The organism is Streptomyces parvus, assembly GCF_032121415.1.
GTDB lineage: Bacteria > Actinomycetota > Actinomycetes > Streptomycetales > Streptomycetaceae > Streptomyces > Streptomyces globisporus_A.
In genome coordinates, this window is sequence record NZ_CP135079.1 from 7005398 (window position 1) to 7021093 (window position 15696).

Sequence of the window (15696 nt, forward strand, 5' to 3'; positions counted from 1 at the left end):
CCTGCCCGCCCGTCACCAGTCCCGCGCTTCTCGGTCCGTCGTGCCCGGGCTGTCCTTCCTGGGCCCGTCGTTCCCTGTCCGTCGGCGCACCCTAACCAGTCGGTAACCTCTTCGTCGAGGGTCTGACGAGCAAGGGCGAAGGGGAGTGGACCCGCCTCGTCCGGGTGCGGAGGGCCGAAGAGCAGGGGTGCGCGGGAGGCCTCCGCGTAAGGTTGGACATCCGGCCGAACGAGGGGGACAGCATGGTGACGCGGTACGACCGGCTGAAAGAGATTCAGCGACTGGACCCCGAGAGGGACTTCCTGGAGATCTACCGCCTCACTGTCACGTACGAGTTCCCCTGGGACGTCACCCGCGCCCTCGAACTGGCCCTCTACCGCACCTATGCGGTGCCCAGCATCGGCCGACTCCTCGACGAGACGGCGGAGTTGACGGAGCGCTCCCAGAAGCGCTATGACGACACCGCCCTGCTGCTCGACACGGTGGTGGAGCACGGCTTCGACACCGACGAAGGCCGCACGGCCGTCCGCCGGATCAACCAGATGCACCGCAGCTACGACATCGGCAACGACGACATGCGCTACGTCCTGTGCACGTTCGTCGTCACACCGAAGCGATGGCTGGACGATTTCGGCTGGCGACGCCTCTGCTGCCACGAGCTGGCCGCCTTCGCCGCCTACTACCGCACGCTCGGCGCGCGGATGGGGATCAAGGACATTCCGGAGACCTACGAGGACTTCGAGCGCACCCTCGACACCTACGAGGACAAGCATTTCGGGTGGGACGAAGGGGCCCGACGGGTCTCCGACGCCACCTTGGCCCTGATGGCTTCCTGGTATCCGGCGCCCCTCGCCCCGGTGGTGCGCGGCGCCAGCCTCGCGCTCCTGGACGACTCGTTGCTCAAGGCGTTCCGCTATCGCCGCCCGGGGCCGGTGGCCCGCGGACTGACCCGGGGCGCGCTGCGCATGCGGGCCCGTGCCGTCCGGCTGCTGCCGCCCCGGCGGAAACCCCACTACGCACGGCAGAATCCCGAGATCAAGGGATATCCGGGCGGGTACGAGATCGCAGGGCTCGGCACGTACCCCACCCCGGGGGTCCGCGGCTGCCCCGTCCCCGGCCACCGCCCGGCGCGGACGCCCGCCGACTGACGGCGACCGCCCGGCCGGTACGCCGTCGAGCCGGTGACGTGACGTGATTGCCCCGCCGGTACGCCGTCGAGCCGGGGCGAGGGCCGCAGGACTCGGGCCGTCGGCCTCAGCCCTGCCTGACGGCGAGCGCGAGGAAGCGCGCGTCCTCGTCCAGGTAGGACTCCAGCCGCCACCCCGCACCGGCCAGCAGCTCACGCAGCCTGGGCTCGGCCCGCAGGTCGTCGTCGGTGACGGCGCGCCCCTGGCGCGCGGCGAGGGCAGTCCGGCCGATCGGGTGGAACAGGGCGAGGACCCCGCCCGGCCGGACCACGCGTGCGAGCTCCGCCATATCGGCCTCGGGCCGGGCCAGATGTGAGATCAGCCCGGCCCCGAACACCGCGTCCAGGGCACTGTCACGCAGGGGCAGCCGCGCGACATCGGCACGCACGAGTGTCCCGCTGGTTCCGCGCCCCGCCCGCGCCGCCGCCTCCAACATGGCCGGTGTCAGGTCGGCGCCCAGCACCGTGCCCTCGGGCCCGACCACCGCTCGCAACGCGGGCAGCGCACGCCCCGTCCCGCAGCCCGCGTCGAGCACGGCATCGCCCCGGCGCAGCCCGAGCAGGCCGGCCGCCGCCGTGTAGGCGGGGCCGTCGTCGGGGAACCGGCTGTCCCAGTCGGCCGCACGCGGGGTGAAGAAGTCCAGGACACGGGTGTGGGTGTGGTCGTCGGTCATGAGGACATGCTCGCGCAACCGGTGGGGGCGTGCGAGCGCCGCAACCGACCCGTCCCCTCAGACGTCGACCCCGTAGTCCGAGGCGATGCCGGCCAGGCCGGAGGCGTAACCCTGGCCGACGGCCCGGAACTTCCACTCGGCGCCGTGCCGGTACAGCTCGCCGAAGACCATCGCCGTCTCGGTGGAGGCGTCCTCGCTCAGGTCGTAACGGGCGAGCTCGACGCCGTTCGCCCGGTTCACCACGCGGATGAACGCGTTGCGGACCTGACCGAAGCTCTGGCCACGGCTCTGGGCGTCATGGATCGAGACGGGGAACACGATCTTCGCGACCTCGGCGGGCACCGACGACAGATCGACCTCGACCGACTCATCGTCGCCCTCGCCCTCACCCGTCAGGTTGTCACCGGTGTGGCGGACGGAACCGTCGGGGCTGGTGAGGTTGTTGTAGAAGACGAAGTGACTGTCGGAGAGAACCTTGCCCGCCGCGGAGCACAGCAGCGCACTCGCATCCAGGTCGTGATCGGCCCCGGTCGTGGTCCGTACGTCCCAGCCGAGTCCGACCGTCACCGCGGTGAGGCCGGGGGCCTCCTTCGACAGGGAGACATTGCCACCCTTGGCCAGGGTCACACCCATGATTTCCTCCAGTCTTCGGTCGGTCAGCACCGGTGGTCCGGAAATCCGCGGCTGCACCGCATCCGAGTCCGGTGACCGGAGCCGTTCTGCTGTCACTTGTCACTTTTGTTAGCCGCTACCCGTTACAAACGCTCGGCGCGACGCTCCCGGTTCCCGGATCGTCAGGGCATGCTCTCGTCCTTCATCGCCCTGGCCTCACTCTTGAGGATGCGCATGGACTTGCCCAGGGCACGGGCCGTGTCCGGCAGCCTCTTCAAGCCGAAGACGGCGATCACGACGACCGCCAGGATCAGCAGGTGCCAGGGTTCCAGGCCGTTGCGCAGCATTCCGGCCCCGCCTTTCTGTCCGTACGGGTCTGTCCGCGGCAACAACACTTGCCGCGTTGCGCAACTGTGCAACTAGCGTGCGCGGTCGGAACGGGCGCCCCTCGACGCCCCCAGACGCTCCCCCGGGGCGTCAAGCACGTCGGCCGGGTGACGGCGCTCGTAGCGGCGTCGGGTCGCCATGAGCCCGACCGCGTACAGCCCGAGGACCGAGCCGAGCAACAGGTAGGAGAGGTGCGGCAGGGCGCTCCTGCCCAGCAACGGCCCGAGCGGGGTGAGCGGGAGGGCGACCCCGACCGCGGCGAGACCTGCCGCGGCGGCCCGCAGAGGCCCGCCCGCCCGGCGTTCGGCGGCACTGCGGCCGGTCCGCAGGACCATCACCAGGGCCTGGGTGAGCAGGTTCTCCGGGAACCAACCGGCGTGGAACGCCGCCTCCCCGCCGTCCCCGGGCGCGTGGTGGAGGGCGAGGGCGAGCACCCCGCACGTGGCGAGGTCGGTGGCCGCGTTGAGCAGGCCGAAACCCGTGATGAAGCGCAGGAAGTGACGCCGGCGCAGCGCGGTGGGGCGGCGCAGGACCGACGCCGGCGGGCGGTCGAACGCGAACGCCAACTGCGCCGCCTCGAAGCAGAGGTTCTGCACCAGAACCTGCGACGGGAGCATCGGGAGGAAGGGCGGCATCAGTCCGGCCGTCAGCATCCCGATGACGTTGCCGAGGTTCGACGAGAGAGTGATCCGCAGATAGGCGGCGATGTTCCCGCTGCTGCCCCGCCCCGCCAGCACCGCACGGTCGATCGCGGTGAGATCCTTCTCCGCCAGGACGACATCGGCCGCCTCCCGGGCCACGTCCACGGCGTTGCGGGGGCAGATGCCGACATCGGCGGCGTGCAGGGCGGGCAGGTCGTTGACGCCGTCACCGAGGAAGCCGGTCGTGCGACCGCCGGCGCCTAGGGCCGAGACGATCCGGGCCTTGGGCTCGGGGGTGCAGCGCGCGAAGACGACGGCCCGGTCCGCCACCCCGACCAGCTCCGCGTCCGACAGGGTGTCCACCAACTCGGCCGTCACCACGTCGTCGGGCCCGGACCGGCCGCGGGGCGCAGACCGAGGTCCGCGCACACCCGTGCCGCTGTGCCCGGGTGGTCGCCGGTGAGCAGCTTGACGCGCACACCCCGCCGCGCGAGCACTCCGGCAGCAGCCCGCGCGGCCCGCTGTCGAGGGCCCGCAGCGTCTGGAGAGGGTTGGGTACGGCGGCGGGGAACGGTGCGACGGGTGCCGGAGCGCCGATGGTGAGGTGTCCGGGGCCCGCGGCTGGACTGCTCTCAGGCACCGAGTTCACGCAGGCGGACGGGCGCGGGGGAGGGGTGCCCGGCGCGGGCGGCCACCTGGCCGACCATCAGCCTGACGACCGTCACCACATCGGGATCGTCGACCGGATAGACCTGCCGTCGGCCTTCCCGGCGCGAGCGGACGAGACCCGCCAGCTTCAGCTTCGTCAGATACTGGCTGACCGAGGGAAGCGTCCCGCCCACCCGTTCGGCGAGCCCCGTCACATCGCTCTCGCCCTGGGCCAGTGCCCAACGATGTGCAACCGTGCGGGTGTCGCCAGGAGCCCGAACGCCGCAGCGGCCTCCGCCAGCACCTCCGCGGGTGGATCCTGGAAACCGCCGCCGGAACCGGTCGACACGCTCGCATCTTTTCGTCCCCGGGCCGTCGCCGGCATGGACCCGACACCGCTGCCCGTTCAGGACGGCCGAAGAGACCAACCGCGAGAGACGCAATGAGGTCGGGAGAGGGCAACGAGGGACAGACACGAAGGCTCATCGGTCAAGACCGATCAACCCGCTCGAACGAAGCCGAACGATTGGCATGCTTTCCGCCCGACCGGATTCCTGAAGTTCGGAGCGACCCGTGAAGCCCGCCGCGAGTCCTGAAGAGAGAAGGGACGCATGCCCTCCGAGTCCATCGACAGCGACGAGAACCCTCGTGCCGCCCACCGCGCCCCCGCGAACGTCGGCAGGACCATGATCGGAGAAGACATCGCCCTCACGCTGAAGATCGTCGTGGCGGGCGGCTTCGGAGCAGGGAAATCGACTCTGATCGGCTCGGTCAGCGAGATCCGCCCGCTGCACTCGGAGGAGAAGCTGAGCCAGAGGGGCACCGAGAGCGGGCCGGACCGGGGCGGTGCCGGCGGGGTGGAGCGGAAGACCAGCACGACCGTGGCGATGGATTTCGGCCGTATCACCGTCCACTCCGGCCTGTCGCTCCATCTGTTCGGCACGCCGGGCCAGGACCGCTTCCGGTTCCTCTGGGAAGAGCTGTGCGAAGGTACCCTCGCCGCCGTCGTGATCGCCGACACCCGGCGCCTGGAGGACTGCTTCGCCGCCGTCGACTACTTCGAACGCAGGCGGATTCCGTTCGTCGTCGCCGTCAACCGCTTCCCCGGCGCTCCCGACCATTCGGAGCAGGATGTCGCGCAGGCACTCGACCTCGACGGGGGCACGCCGGTCGTGCTGTGCGACGCCCGCGACCGGGCCTCGGGAAAAGAAGTCCTGATCCGTACGGTCGAGTATGCCGGGCGCATGCACACCGCCCGGCTCCTCGCCTCCGTCGGCTGACGGCCCGGCGCGCGGGCCCTTCCGTCAGTCGGCCATGTCGGCCATCGCGACCACCTTGTCGATCCGCACCCGCACGACCAGTTCGCCGGGCACCCCGTTGCGCCGGCCGAACTCCTCGGCGGCGTCGGCCTCCACGTAACGGCCGGCGATCCGTGTCGCCCACCGCAGGAGTTCCTCGGGGTCCTCGCTCAGCTCGGCATGCCCCTGCACCACCGCGAACGCGTACGGGGGCCGGTCGTCGTCGACGCACAGGGCGACCCGCCCGTCACGTGCGAGGTTGCGCCCCTTCACACTCTCCTTGCCGGTGTTGAAGACCACCGAGTCGCCGTCGAGAAGGAACCAGACGGGTGCGATGTGCGGACTGCCGTCGGCCCGCACCGTCGAAACCTTCGCCGTGCGGGTTCCCTCCGAGAGGAAGGCCCGCCATTCTTCATCGGTCATGTGGTGTGCCATGGGCCCATCCTGAGCCCGAACCCCGCATGGCGCGAAGCGGCACCCCGGGCGACGAGGGGCGCTTGCCCCCACGGGACCGTTGCGCGAGGCTTACGCGCGTAGCGGGGAACGGGGAACGAAGGTACGGGGAGGACGAGCACATGCCGCTTGACCGGGGACTCGACTGGCTGCTTGACGATCTCACCAACAGGGTGCAGTACATACGGCACGCGTTGGTGCTGTCGAACGACGGACTGGTCACCGGGGCCAGCACCGGCCTCGCACGTGAGGACGCGGAGCACCTGGCGGCCGTCTCGTCCGGCCTGCAGAGTCTGGCGCGCGGATCGGGACGCCACTTCCGGGCGGGCCGGGCCCGCCAGACGATGGTCGAGTTCGACGAGGCGCTGCTCTTCGTGACGGCTGCCGGCGACGGCAGCTGCCTGTGTGTGCTGACAGCGGCCGAAGCCGACGTCGGCCAGGTCGCCTACGAGATGACCCTGCTCGTCAACCGGGTCGGTGAACACCTCGGAGTCTCCGTCCGGCAGGGCGGACCCGAAGGTGTCGAACCCTTCTGACCTGCATTTTTCTTCGCCACTGAAGAGTTATCCACAGGGCTGACGGGCGATGGCTCCCTCGGGCTACCGTGATCACGGAGAGTATTCGGGCCGACGGGGGAGAACAGCCATGACAGTCAAGGAATTGCTCCGGGCGCACACCGTGAACCACGGGAACGCGAGCGCGGAGACGAAGTGCGAGGGCGGGCACGCTTCGTCCGCCGCCCCGGCGGCGACGGTCGCGGCCGGGCGGGCGTCCCAGGAACTGGGTATCCGGCGTGCGGAGTTCGAGCTGGCGGCGCACCTGGGGCTGATCGCCGTCGTCGGTGCACCGGGCGGCGGGCGACCACGGGTGCATGAGGGCGAGATCGCGCGCCTGCGGGAACAGCCGGGTTTCCCCGATGCGCTGGTGGAACGGGTCCGCACCGTAGGTACGGCGCAAGGGGCGGCCCTCCTGGATATCGCACCGGCCCGGTTCACCCGGCTGGCACGGGCAGGCTGCGTCTCACCGGTCACGTTCTATCTGAACCGGTATCGCGCGGTGGTCTGGCTCTATCTCGCGGACGAGCTTGCCGCGTTCGCGGCGCGGGAGCCCGGCCTGCTCGCCGGACGGACACCCCCGGGAATGCGCACGATGCTGGAGTCGGGCGCCGACTGGCGGGCGCGCAACTGGCGTTCGCAGCGAATCGACCGGCTGCTGGACCGCACGACGGACCCCTGGGCGCGGACGGCGGTCCAGGCGTCGGCGCTGGACCCGGTGCAGTTGGCGGAAGTGGTGGACGACCCCTACGAACGCGCCTATCTCGTACGTGTCCGGCCGGAGCCGGTCTTCGGACGCCCGGGCTCGATGGCGGCGAGGGAGGCCATGGCGGAGTTGACGCTCGCCGACGACCCCGACGAAATCCTCTGGCGGCGGGTCAACCTGACGCTGGAACTGGACAGGGCCCGCGAGGACCGGCCCGCCCCGCGCCCCGGGGACGACGGACGAGCCCGGGCGACACCGCCCGACGGGACCGGAGCCCGGCCGCGGGCCGTGTGTCCGGCCCCTGCCGCCGAGCTGGCCGCACCCCCTGCCTGTACCGGGGCGCCACGTTCCGCTGTCTTGGGCCGAACGGCGAGGCAGGGGCTGCTGGCCAGGCTGGGGTGGCGTGGTCGGGGTGCCGGATAAGGTTTCGCGCCGGTCGCTCGGATGGGCCATCCTGTCCGCATGTTGATCAAGGAAGCAACCTCCGAGGACTGGCCCGCCATCTGGCCGTTCTTCCATGCGATCGTCTCCGCGGGTGAGACGCTCACCTATCCGCTCGACCTCGGTAAGGAGGACGCCGAGGGATGGTGGTTCGTCCCGGCGCCGAGCCGGGTGGTCGTCGCCGTCGACGAAGCCGGCACGGTGCTCGGCACGGCGAAGATGAACCGCAACCACATGGGCAACGGGTCCCACATCGCCAGCGCCACCTACATGGTCGACCCCGCTCACTCCGGCCGGGGTGTCGGGCGCGCACTGTGCCAGTACTCGGTCGACTGGGCCCGCGCGGAAGGGTATCGAGCCATGCAGTTCAACGCGGTGGTCGAGACCAACACACACGCCGTCAAGCTGTACGAATCGCTCGGCTTCGACGTGATCGGCACCCTTCCCGAGGGCTTCAACCACCCGACCGAGGGCTATGTAGGGATTCACATCATGCACAAGGCCCTGTGACGACGCACCGCCGTCACAGGCGCTAGACCCGCCCATGCCCCAGGAACAGGACCAGAAGCAGAAGGAGGGGCAGGAACGGCGATCAGGTGGTGGGGTGGTCCGTCGCCGGTCCCAACTCCGGGCCCGGCAACGTGCGGCCTGCCGGGCCGCCGTCCCCCGCACCGCTCACGGTGACCGCCGGGACGACCGTCCCGGCCCAGGAGAGGGCCGTCCATCCCGAGTCCGGCGAGCCCTCGACCACCACCACACCCGTGTTGTCCAGGCTGTGCCGGGCGGCGAAATCGACGGTGACGTTCCGTGCGCGGGCGGCTGCCCACACGCGGATGGCGGCGCCATGACTGACGAGCGCCACCGTCCCGTGCTCCTCGGCCTCCGCCGCTTCGGCCACCACCGCGTCGAAGCGGGCCAGGGCCTCCGTCCCGTCCTCGCCCCCGGGCAGTCGGCGTGCGACATCCCCGGCGGGCCAGGCGAAGACGGTCGTGAGGTACTGCCGGACCGCTTCCTCGTCGGCCCGCATCTCCAGGTCACCCGCGGACAGTTCACGGATCCCGTCACGGATCCGGACCTCGATGCCCCGCTCCGCGGCCAGGGGTGCGGCCGTGAGTTGCGTACGGGTCAGCGTGGAGGCGTACAGCGCTGTGATGTCCTCCCCGGCGAGCGCCCGGGGCAGGGCCGCCGCCTGCCGCAGCCCGAGGTCGGTGAGCCCGGGGCCGGGCCGTGCGGTGTCCAGGAATTGGCCGAGGTTGGACGGTGTCTGGCCGTGACGGATCAGCAGCAATCGCATAGAACGGGTCATGCTCCAGGCTCGGGCGCGCGGGCGGCGGCAAATAGATGCACATCCCACCCTCTCATTCGGCCACCGCCGGAGGACAGCCCGACGGAGGTCTGCCCGCCTTGCCGGAAGTAGCCCGGATATGCCCGGAGTTGATACGGCGGATATCGCACAGGGCGACTGCGCCGCTCCCGGGCGATGGCAGTACTGTGCGCCTCACCGCCATTCGGGCGATGAGAAATATCTGGAGGAAGAATCCATGACCATACCCAGGAGATCGTGGCGTGGCGCGGGAGCACTCGTGGCCGCTGCGGTCGTCGGTCTGACCGGAGGCGTCATCTCCGCCGGTCCGGCCGTTGCTCACACCCCCACCTGGGCCGTGACCTGCTCCGAGGTGACCGTCGACCTCACCAACTACACGAGCGACGTTCCCAACACGGTGACCGTCTCGGTGGACGGCAAGGACCTGCTCCCCACCGAGACGTTCGGCCGTGAGTTCCACAAGAAGCTGGCGCTTCCCGACCACGACAAGCCGGTGACCGTCCGGCTGGTCGTCAAGGACGCCGACGGCGACGGCAAGCACTCGATCGACCAGACGAAGACGGCGGAGGTGTGCGAGGAAGAGCCCACCCCGCCGACCGAGCCGGCCCCGTCGAAGACGCCGCCCACGCAGACGCCCGAGCCGAGCGCCACGCCGAGCGGCGAGCCCTCGGAGTCCGCGCCCGCCGTGCCCGCCCCGAGCCCGAGCTCGCCGGACCTGGCCGAGACCGGTTCGTCGTCGTCGACGCCGGTCATCGGTGGCGCCGCCGTCGCGGTGCTGCTGGCCGGTGGCGGCATCCTGTGGGCCGTTCGCAAGCGGCGTACCGCCCAGGGCTGACGCCCCGCGCGAGCCGCGGTCGAGGCCGTACGAGCCGTGGCCGGGGGGTGTCTCGCAGCACCGCCGGTGATGCGAGACACCCCCTTCGCACATCACCCTCTCCTCCTCCGTCAGCTCTCCTCGCCGTCACTCCTCCGCGAGCGTCGGCGGCGGCGTGATGGCCGACGGGGGAGTGGGACCGATCTCGCACCACACGGCCTTCCCCTCGCCGCGGGGCTCGATCCCCCACCGCGTGGCGACCGCGTCGAGCAGGAGCAGCCCCCGGCCGGAGGTGGAGGTCTCGCCCGGTGTACGCCGACGGGGCCAGGCACTGGACCGGTCCTGGACGGACAACCGGATCCTCCGCACCGGTTCCGGCAGCACTTCCAGGGTCAGGACCGCCCCGCCCTCGGTGTGCAGGAGGACGTTCACCAGCAACTCGCCCGTGACGAGCTCAGCATCGTCGGCGAAATCGGCCATGTCCCAGTCGGCCAACGCCTGGCGGACGATCGCGCGGGCGTCCGAAAGCCCTTCCGGGTCCGCCTGGTGGACGTACTGGTGGAGCCGCGGCGCGTGCGACGACCCCACGTCCGGGCTGCGGCGCAGCACCAGGAGTGCCACATCGTCCCCCGACCCCCACCGTTCCCACAGCCGTTCCGACAGGTGATCGGCCAGCGCCTCGGCCCCCGCGGGCCCGGCGCTCACCTCGTTGCGCAGCGCGTCGATCCCGGCGTCGAGGTCGGCTCCGGGCTCCTCCACCAGCCCGTCCGTGTACAGCACGAACGTCTCACCGGGCACCAGATCGAGCCGGGTCTCCGGATACTCCTCGTCCAGGAGGTCCGTGGAGGTGCCCAGCGGCAGCCCGCCGCGTACCTGCGGGCTGCCGACCCGACCGTCGACGTGGCGGATCAACGGTCCGAGATGCCCGGCCCGCACGACCTTCACCGTTCCGGACGTCAGGTCGACCTGGGCGTAGGTGCAGGTGGCGAAGCGTTCGGTGTCCAGCTCGGAGAGAAAACGGGAGGCCCGTGCCAGCACGGTGGCCGGAGGGTGGCCTTCGGAGGCGTAAGCGCGCAGGGCGATGCGCAACTGGCCCATGATCGCGGCCGCGTGGGTGTCGTGGCCCTGGACGTCCCCCACGACCAGCCCGTACCGCTTCTTCGGCAGGGTGATCACGTCGTACCAGTCGCCGCCGACCTGCCGTCCGCTCCACGCCGCGTGGTAGCGGACCGCGATCTCGCCGCCCTCGACGTCCTGTATCCGGGGCGGGAGCATCGCGGACTGGAGCTGGGTGGCGAACTCCCGCTCCTCGTCGAAGAGCATCGCCCGCTGCAGGGACTGGGCCACGATCGCGGCGAGCCCCAGGCACAGAATGCGTTCGTCCGCGTTGAAGACCGTGCGCTCGCGGTAGAAGAGGGCCAGACCGCCGAGCGACCGGGCCTGGGCCACCAGCGGGAGGTACGCCGCCGCCCGGAACCTGAGCCTGCCCAGATGCGGCTCCAGTTCCGGGTAGCGACGGGCCAGGGCGGCGAGCGAGGTGATGAACCGGGGGCGTCCGCTGCGGATGGTGTCGGCGAGGGGAAGGTTCCGGTCGAGGTCACCGGAGCCGAGCCCGTCGAGCACTTCCAGCGACTCCCCGCTCAGCGCGACGATGTTCAGCGCGGAGTTCTCCACGAGCCCCAGGGCGAGGCCGTCCGCCCCGAGGCGGGCCAGCCCGCCGGGCCCGGTGAGGGCGGCCGTCACATCGTCCACGGTCACCGCCCGGGACATGGCACTCGTTGTCCGTTCAACGATATTGGTCTGGCGCTGCCGCCGCTTTTCCAGATCGAGCACGAAGGCCGAATGGGTGACCTCCGCCGTAGCGTCCCGGACGACCCCCACGATCCGGTGGGCCATGCCGTCCTTCGAGCGCAGGATGCGGGCCTGGACATGGGTCCACTGCGTGGTCCCGTCGTCCAGTGGCACGCGGAAGTGGACGCTGAAGGAATTGCCCCCGCCCGTGATGGCCTCGTCGATCGTGACGTCGAGCCGGGCCCGTTCCGCCGGTTCCAGGTGCTCCAGCAGAGCGCCGGGGCGTGCGTCGAACGTCGCCGGATCCACGCCGAACACCATGAGCCCGGCCTCGTCGATGTCCAGGGTCCGGGTGTCCAGGTCCCAGTCGAAGCTGCCGGTCCGGTTCATGGCGAGGCGTTCCGTCGGCCGGATCTCACCGTTGGTCTTCCGGTCGGTCCGGCGGAGCGGAGAGGCTTCGGCGTCCTGCCGCCGTTCGTCGTCGGTCATTCCTGCTCCGGAGGTCGTCCGGCGGGGCCGGGGCGTCGGCGCGTCCCGTAGGCCTCAATTGTCGAGCCGCATCCGGCGGAGTGCCACAGCGGCCGATCCGGGGGCCGCGGAACGGCGGCCGAGAGCCGTCCGCGACCATGGAGGCGTCCTACGTGTCCATGAGCCCAGCGAGCGGAGCGCACGCATGAACGACGACCGGCCCGTCCTGCTGGAGACGAAGGGCACATGCATGCACCTCACACTGAACCGCCCCAGGGCCCTCAACGCCCTCAGCCACACCATGGTGCGGCTGCTCGACCAGGCCCTGGCCCGAGCCGAACAGGACGATGCGATCCACTCGGTGCTGCTGTCCGGGGCGGGCGACCGGGGCCTGTGCGCCGGGGGCGACATCCGCGCCCTGCACGACGATGCCCGGGCCTCGGGACGCGCGTCCCTGGAGTTCTGGCGTGACGAGTACCGCCTCAACGCCCGCATCGCCCGATTCCCCAAGCCGTACGTCGCACTGATGGACGGCATCGTGATGGGCGGCGGGGTCGGAGTGTCGGCCCATGCCGGAATCCGTGTGGTCACCGAACGCTCACGCGTCGCCATGCCCGAGACCGCCATCGGCTTCGTACCGGACGTCGGGGGCACCCGCCTGCTGGCCGCCGCCCCCGGTGAACTGGGCACCCATCTGGCCCTCACGGGCCGCTCCGTCGGGGCTGCCGACGCCATCCTCTGCGGCCTCGCCGATCACCACGTACCTGCCCACCTCCTCCCGCCCCTGACGGAAGCTCTGGGGGAGCCGGCCTGCCCGGGCGCGTCCGTCGCGGACATCGTCCAGCGGTTCGCGACCCAGCCGCCCGCCGGCGAGCTCGCCGCGCAGCGCGACTGGATCGATGCCTGCTACGCGGCAGACACCGTCGAGGACATCATCCGGAAACTGCGCGAGAGCGGTGTCCCCGCGGCGCGGACGGCTGCGGACGAGCTGCTGACCAAGTCGCCCCTCGCCCTGAAGGTCACGCTGGCCGCGGTCCGCCGCGCCGCCCGGCTCGACAGCCTGGAAGCCGTACTCGACCAGGAGTTCCGGGTCTCCAGCCGGGCGTTCGAGCACCCGGATTTCGTGGAAGGCGTGCGCGCCCGGATCATCGACAAGGACAACGCCCCGCACTGGAAGCCGGGCTCCCTCGCCGAGGTCGACGACCAGGAGGTCGACCGGTTCTTCGCGCCGCTCGGCCCCGGCGAACAAGAACTCGGCCTCGCTCCGGAGCCGGCAGACCCCTCGGCACGGGAGGGGCTGGCACGGTAGGACGGACGCCGCCCGTGGCGCCCGGCACAAGCCCGCCCCGCCGGGCGCTATCTGTCGCTGCCGGAAAGGCTCGGCTGCAGGGCCCGTACGAGAGCGAACAGCCGGTCCTCGTTGCCGGTCAGCCCCGCGCTGCGCAGGGCCTGGTCCGCCTCGCGCATCGGAGAGGTGAGCAGCGGCAGGTAGACCGGGGCGTCGTCGGGGTCCGCGAGCGCTGCCCGGGTGGCCTCCAACAGGCGGACGTACGCCTGCGCCGCGGCGAGTTCGTCGCTGTCCATCTCAGCATCTCCTCCTCAGAGCTGTCGGACCGTCAAGCATCTCTCATGGGTCTGACAACACAGCCTCACGACCGGGCGCGCCCGCCGGACAACCCGCTCGGCGGCTCCACCTCCAGGTAGCGCCGTCTGCGCGGCCCCCGATAGAGCAGCACCGTCCAGCCCACCTCCCGCAGGGCCGAAGCGCAGCCGGCCAGCGCCTCCTCCTCGTCGTGAGCGGCGCCGCTGCCGGGCGGCCCGGTCCACTCGACCCGGACCGAACCCGCCGACTCCCCGTCGCTCACCCGGTATCCGGCCGACACGCGGCGGCCCGACGGGTCGACGGCCGAAGGCGTGGCACCCGACCTCTCCAGCGCCAAGGCGACCGCCCTCACCGGACGGTTCAGCTCCCACGGAGCCGGCGCCGCCTCGGGGTCGGGCCGCCCTGTTCCGGTGAGGCGACGGATCTGCAGCAGTCCCTCGAACGCGGTCCGCACCGAAGCGGCCCGTGCCGCCGCGGGCTCGGGAATCGGCGGTCCGTCGCCGGTCGCCGGCTCGAATCCGGTGCTCTCCTCGATGCCCATACCTCCGCCCCCCTCGTGCTCCGTAGCGTACCGATGCCACGCCCGCACCAGCAGCGACGCGGGGATGCCGACTGGGCGGCGGTACAGCACGGCGATACCGCCACCGCCATGCCGGCCGGTCGCCTGGCCGGTCAGTCTCCGGTTCCCCGCATATCCGCCTCCAGCGCCGCCTTGAGGCGCTTCAGCGTCGTACGGATGTTGCCGGCCTGGAACTGCGCGAAGGTCTTGCCGCCCGTCGCCACGCGGTCGAAGGCGTTGGCGAGAAAGTCCGGCCAGCGGCGGCGGTCGTCGGTCCAGGTCTCCGTGACCCGCGTTGCCCCGTCCACCGCCTCGAACCGGTACTCCCACGTGGCGATGGGCCCCGGAAGCAGCGGACGCCGCAGCCCGATCGCGTGCACCCGGAAGGCGAAGCGCTCGCCGGGGTCGGCCGCCGTCACCGTGCACCGGGTCGTCCAGCGTGCCGCGCCGCGCTTGTTGCGCCCCTCGAAGACCATGCCGACGTACGCGTCACGCCGCTCGCCCCGCACGGTCGCGCCCCGGTTCTCGGGGCTCCAACGCCCCATCGCCGTGGGGTCGCTGAGCTGTGCGTAGACGAGTGCCGGCGAGGTGTCGATCATGATGCTGTCGGCTACGGACATGGTGCGGGGCATGACGCGACTCCTTGTCCACGGCCGTCGACGGACTACGCCCGGGTGCGGGACGGACCGTGGAGCCGACATCCCGGAGCCCACACCCTACTCGTGGGTAGATCCTCGCCGTGAGGACGTGGTCGGAGGGCGGCCGACGATCCGGCCGGGCAGGTACCCCCTTTCCCGCCCGGCCGGAGTCTTCGCCCGGCCCCGCCGACCGCCGCGAGGTGTGGGACGGCAGCGCGCGCGCCGGTATCAGGCGCGGAATTCCGCTGTGCGCTCCGGGGAAGCCTCCGAGAGCGCCTTCGCGATGGCGTCGGCGGCGCCCCGGTTGCCGTACACCGGGGTGCCGGGCTGCTGGCGCCATGAGTCGTCCAGGCCGCCGCCGTCCACCGTGTCGAAGCCCAACTCGTCGATGAGGTCGCGCACCGCCTGCTTGGCCGCCGGGTCGTCGCCGGCCACCGGGAGCACCAGCCGGTCCGCAGCACCCCGCGGGCGGGCCCGGTCCAGGATGTCCTGGGCGAAGGTGCCGTTGAACGCCTTGATCACGGGGTGGCCGATCTGCTGCTCCGTCCACCGGCTCTCGGGCAGCCCGTCCTCGATGGCGGCGATGCGGCCGTCCCGCTGCTGCGGGTAGTAGTTGCCGGTGTCGATGACCGCGGCACCCTCCGCCGCACCGTCGAGAAAGCCGGCGGGCAGATCGGGTACGGCCTTCAGCGGCACGGCGACGACGACCACCTGGGCGCCCTTCGCGGCCTCCGAGACGGTCACCGGCTTCGCCCCGGTCTCTTCGGCGAGGGCGGTGAGCGTCTGCGGGCCGCGGGAGTTGGCGACCGAGACGTCGTGCCCGAGGGCGGTCAGACGCCGTGTCAGGTTGCCGCCGATGTTGCCCGCGCCGATGATGCCGATCTTCATGGATCAGACCT

17 protein-coding genes and 2 pseudogenes are annotated in these 15696 nt (G+C 71.4%); 7 read left to right on the plus strand and 12 right to left on the minus strand.

Annotation, left to right across the window (positions count from 1 at the left end; genetic code table 11):
* Positions 1-242: 242 nt before the first annotated feature.
* The gene (locus tag RNL97_RS32395; RefSeq protein ID WP_243316202.1) at positions 243-1148 is read left to right on the plus strand and encodes an oxygenase MpaB family protein; all 906 of its coding nucleotides are present in this window, start codon (positions 243-245) and stop codon (positions 1146-1148) included.
* Positions 1149-1254: 106 nt separating this feature from the next.
* On the opposite strand, the gene RNL97_RS32400 is transcribed toward RNL97_RS32395, so the two are convergent.
* The 5 genes and pseudogenes from RNL97_RS32400 to RNL97_RS32420 form a co-directional block, all read right to left on the minus strand.
* A complete protein-coding gene (locus RNL97_RS32400) occupies positions 1255-1860 on the minus strand; it encodes a class I SAM-dependent methyltransferase (RefSeq protein WP_030590824.1) in 606 nt (201 codons plus the stop codon).
* Between the two features lie 57 nt (positions 1861-1917).
* Positions 1918-2493: a TerD family protein gene (locus RNL97_RS32405; protein WP_030590822.1), complete on the minus strand. Its 576-nt coding sequence runs from the start codon at positions 2491-2493 to the stop codon at positions 1918-1920.
* A 161-nt stretch (positions 2494-2654) separates the two neighbouring features.
* Positions 2655-2819 (minus strand): Sec-independent protein translocase subunit TatA, encoded by a 165-nt coding sequence (gene tatA / locus RNL97_RS32410; protein ID WP_313751569.1) that lies wholly within the window; start codon positions 2817-2819, stop codon positions 2655-2657.
* Positions 2820-2891: 72 nt separating this feature from the next.
* Positions 2892-4054 (minus strand): annotated as a pseudogene (locus tag RNL97_RS32415) (HAD-IC family P-type ATPase); the annotation flags it as partial.
* 78 nt (positions 4055-4132) lie between these two features.
* A pseudogene (locus RNL97_RS32420) lies at positions 4133-4497 on the minus strand (ArsR/SmtB family transcription factor).
* A 262-nt stretch (positions 4498-4759) separates the two neighbouring features.
* Here RNL97_RS32420 and RNL97_RS32425 point away from each other — a divergent pair.
* The gene (locus RNL97_RS32425) at positions 4760-5428 is read left to right on the plus strand and encodes a GTP-binding protein (RefSeq protein ID WP_030590800.1); all 669 of its coding nucleotides are present in this window, start codon (positions 4760-4762) and stop codon (positions 5426-5428) included.
* A gap of 24 nt (positions 5429-5452) precedes the next feature.
* On the opposite strand, the gene RNL97_RS32430 is transcribed toward RNL97_RS32425, so the two are convergent.
* On the minus strand, positions 5453-5881 hold the full coding sequence (locus tag RNL97_RS32430; RefSeq protein ID WP_030590797.1) for a PPOX class F420-dependent oxidoreductase: 429 nt from the start codon (positions 5879-5881) through the stop codon (positions 5453-5455).
* 140 nt (positions 5882-6021) lie between these two features.
* Between RNL97_RS32430 and RNL97_RS32435 the strand changes: the two genes are divergently transcribed.
* From RNL97_RS32435 to RNL97_RS32445, 3 genes are all read left to right on the plus strand, one after another.
* Positions 6022-6435 (plus strand): roadblock/LC7 domain-containing protein, encoded by a 414-nt coding sequence (locus RNL97_RS32435; protein ID WP_030590794.1) that lies wholly within the window; start codon positions 6022-6024, stop codon positions 6433-6435.
* A 109-nt stretch (positions 6436-6544) separates the two neighbouring features.
* Positions 6545-7582, plus strand: a complete 1038-nt coding sequence (locus RNL97_RS32440; RefSeq protein WP_313751571.1) for a DUF6397 family protein — start codon at positions 6545-6547, stop codon at positions 7580-7582.
* A 39-nt stretch (positions 7583-7621) separates the two neighbouring features.
* Positions 7622-8110, plus strand: a complete 489-nt coding sequence (locus RNL97_RS32445) for a GNAT family N-acetyltransferase (RefSeq protein ID WP_313751572.1) — start codon at positions 7622-7624, stop codon at positions 8108-8110.
* 82 nt (positions 8111-8192) lie between these two features.
* Here the strand turns inward: RNL97_RS32445 and RNL97_RS32450 are convergent, their stop codons facing one another.
* The gene (locus RNL97_RS32450; protein ID WP_313751688.1) at positions 8193-8894 is read right to left on the minus strand and encodes a histidine phosphatase family protein; all 702 of its coding nucleotides are present in this window, start codon (positions 8892-8894) and stop codon (positions 8193-8195) included.
* 247 nt (positions 8895-9141) lie between these two features.
* Between RNL97_RS32450 and RNL97_RS32455 the strand changes: the two genes are divergently transcribed.
* Positions 9142-9759, plus strand: a complete 618-nt coding sequence (locus RNL97_RS32455; protein WP_313751573.1) for an LAETG motif-containing sortase-dependent surface protein — start codon at positions 9142-9144, stop codon at positions 9757-9759.
* Positions 9760-9885: 126 nt separating this feature from the next.
* Here the strand turns inward: RNL97_RS32455 and RNL97_RS32460 are convergent, their stop codons facing one another.
* A complete protein-coding gene (locus tag RNL97_RS32460; RefSeq protein WP_313751574.1) occupies positions 9886-12018 on the minus strand; it encodes a SpoIIE family protein phosphatase in 2133 nt (710 codons plus the stop codon).
* A gap of 184 nt (positions 12019-12202) precedes the next feature.
* Here RNL97_RS32460 and RNL97_RS32465 point away from each other — a divergent pair, with 184 nt between their 5' ends.
* On the plus strand, positions 12203-13306 hold the full coding sequence (locus RNL97_RS32465) for an enoyl-CoA hydratase/isomerase family protein (protein ID WP_313751575.1): 1104 nt from the start codon (positions 12203-12205) through the stop codon (positions 13304-13306).
* A 47-nt stretch (positions 13307-13353) separates the two neighbouring features.
* On the opposite strand, the gene RNL97_RS32470 is transcribed toward RNL97_RS32465, so the two are convergent.
* The 4 genes from RNL97_RS32470 to RNL97_RS32485 all read right to left on the minus strand — a co-directional run bounded on the left by RNL97_RS32470 (position 13354) and on the right by RNL97_RS32485 (position 15685).
* On the minus strand, positions 13354-13581 hold the full coding sequence (locus RNL97_RS32470) for a hypothetical protein (protein ID WP_006129422.1): 228 nt from the start codon (positions 13579-13581) through the stop codon (positions 13354-13356).
* Positions 13582-13646: 65 nt separating this feature from the next.
* Positions 13647-14141: a hypothetical protein gene (locus tag RNL97_RS32475; protein WP_030590773.1), complete on the minus strand. Its 495-nt coding sequence runs from the start codon at positions 14139-14141 to the stop codon at positions 13647-13649.
* Between the two features lie 131 nt (positions 14142-14272).
* Complete coding sequence (locus RNL97_RS32480; protein WP_030590770.1) at positions 14273-14791, minus strand: SRPBCC family protein; 519 nt, start codon at positions 14789-14791, stop codon at positions 14273-14275.
* A 234-nt stretch (positions 14792-15025) separates the two neighbouring features.
* The gene (locus tag RNL97_RS32485; RefSeq protein ID WP_243316205.1) at positions 15026-15685 is read right to left on the minus strand and encodes an NADPH-dependent F420 reductase; all 660 of its coding nucleotides are present in this window, start codon (positions 15683-15685) and stop codon (positions 15026-15028) included.
* Between the last annotated feature and the right edge of the window lie 11 nt (positions 15686-15696).

What these genes read in the sequence shown, in the direction of transcription:
- RNL97_RS32445 (WP_313751572.1), top strand. Translation starts at nt 7,622, where the DNA reads ATGTTGATCAAGGAAGCAACCTCCGAGGACTGGCCCGCCATCTGGCCG.
- RNL97_RS32450 (WP_313751688.1), bottom strand. Translation starts at nt 8,894, where the DNA reads ATGCGATTGCTGCTGATCCGTCACGGCCAGACACCGTCCAACCTCGGC.
- RNL97_RS32440 (WP_313751571.1), top strand. Translation starts at nt 6,545, where the DNA reads ATGACAGTCAAGGAATTGCTCCGGGCGCACACCGTGAACCACGGGAAC.
- tatA (WP_313751569.1), bottom strand. Translation starts at nt 2,819, where the DNA reads ATGCTGCGCAACGGCCTGGAACCCTGGCACCTGCTGATCCTGGCGGTC.
- RNL97_RS32480 (WP_030590770.1), bottom strand. Translation starts at nt 14,791, where the DNA reads ATGCCCCGCACCATGTCCGTAGCCGACAGCATCATGATCGACACCTCG.
- RNL97_RS32395 (WP_243316202.1), top strand. Translation starts at nt 243, where the DNA reads ATGGTGACGCGGTACGACCGGCTGAAAGAGATTCAGCGACTGGACCCC.
- RNL97_RS32475 (WP_030590773.1), bottom strand. Translation starts at nt 14,141, where the DNA reads ATGGGCATCGAGGAGAGCACCGGATTCGAGCCGGCGACCGGCGACGGA.
- RNL97_RS32455 (WP_313751573.1), top strand. Translation starts at nt 9,142, where the DNA reads ATGACCATACCCAGGAGATCGTGGCGTGGCGCGGGAGCACTCGTGGCC.
- RNL97_RS32400 (WP_030590824.1), bottom strand. Translation starts at nt 1,860, where the DNA reads ATGACCGACGACCACACCCACACCCGTGTCCTGGACTTCTTCACCCCG.
- RNL97_RS32465 (WP_313751575.1), top strand. Translation starts at nt 12,203, where the DNA reads ATGAACGACGACCGGCCCGTCCTGCTGGAGACGAAGGGCACATGCATG.
- RNL97_RS32405 (WP_030590822.1), bottom strand. Translation starts at nt 2,493, where the DNA reads ATGGGTGTGACCCTGGCCAAGGGTGGCAATGTCTCCCTGTCGAAGGAG.
- RNL97_RS32430 (WP_030590797.1), bottom strand. Translation starts at nt 5,881, where the DNA reads ATGGCACACCACATGACCGATGAAGAATGGCGGGCCTTCCTCTCGGAG.
- RNL97_RS32470 (WP_006129422.1), bottom strand. Translation starts at nt 13,581, where the DNA reads ATGGACAGCGACGAACTCGCCGCGGCGCAGGCGTACGTCCGCCTGTTG.
- RNL97_RS32460 (WP_313751574.1), bottom strand. Translation starts at nt 12,018, where the DNA reads ATGACCGACGACGAACGGCGGCAGGACGCCGAAGCCTCTCCGCTCCGC.
- RNL97_RS32435 (WP_030590794.1), top strand. Translation starts at nt 6,022, where the DNA reads ATGCCGCTTGACCGGGGACTCGACTGGCTGCTTGACGATCTCACCAAC.
- RNL97_RS32425 (WP_030590800.1), top strand. Translation starts at nt 4,760, where the DNA reads ATGCCCTCCGAGTCCATCGACAGCGACGAGAACCCTCGTGCCGCCCAC.
- RNL97_RS32485 (WP_243316205.1), bottom strand. Translation starts at nt 15,685, where the DNA reads ATGAAGATCGGCATCATCGGCGCGGGCAACATCGGCGGCAACCTGACA.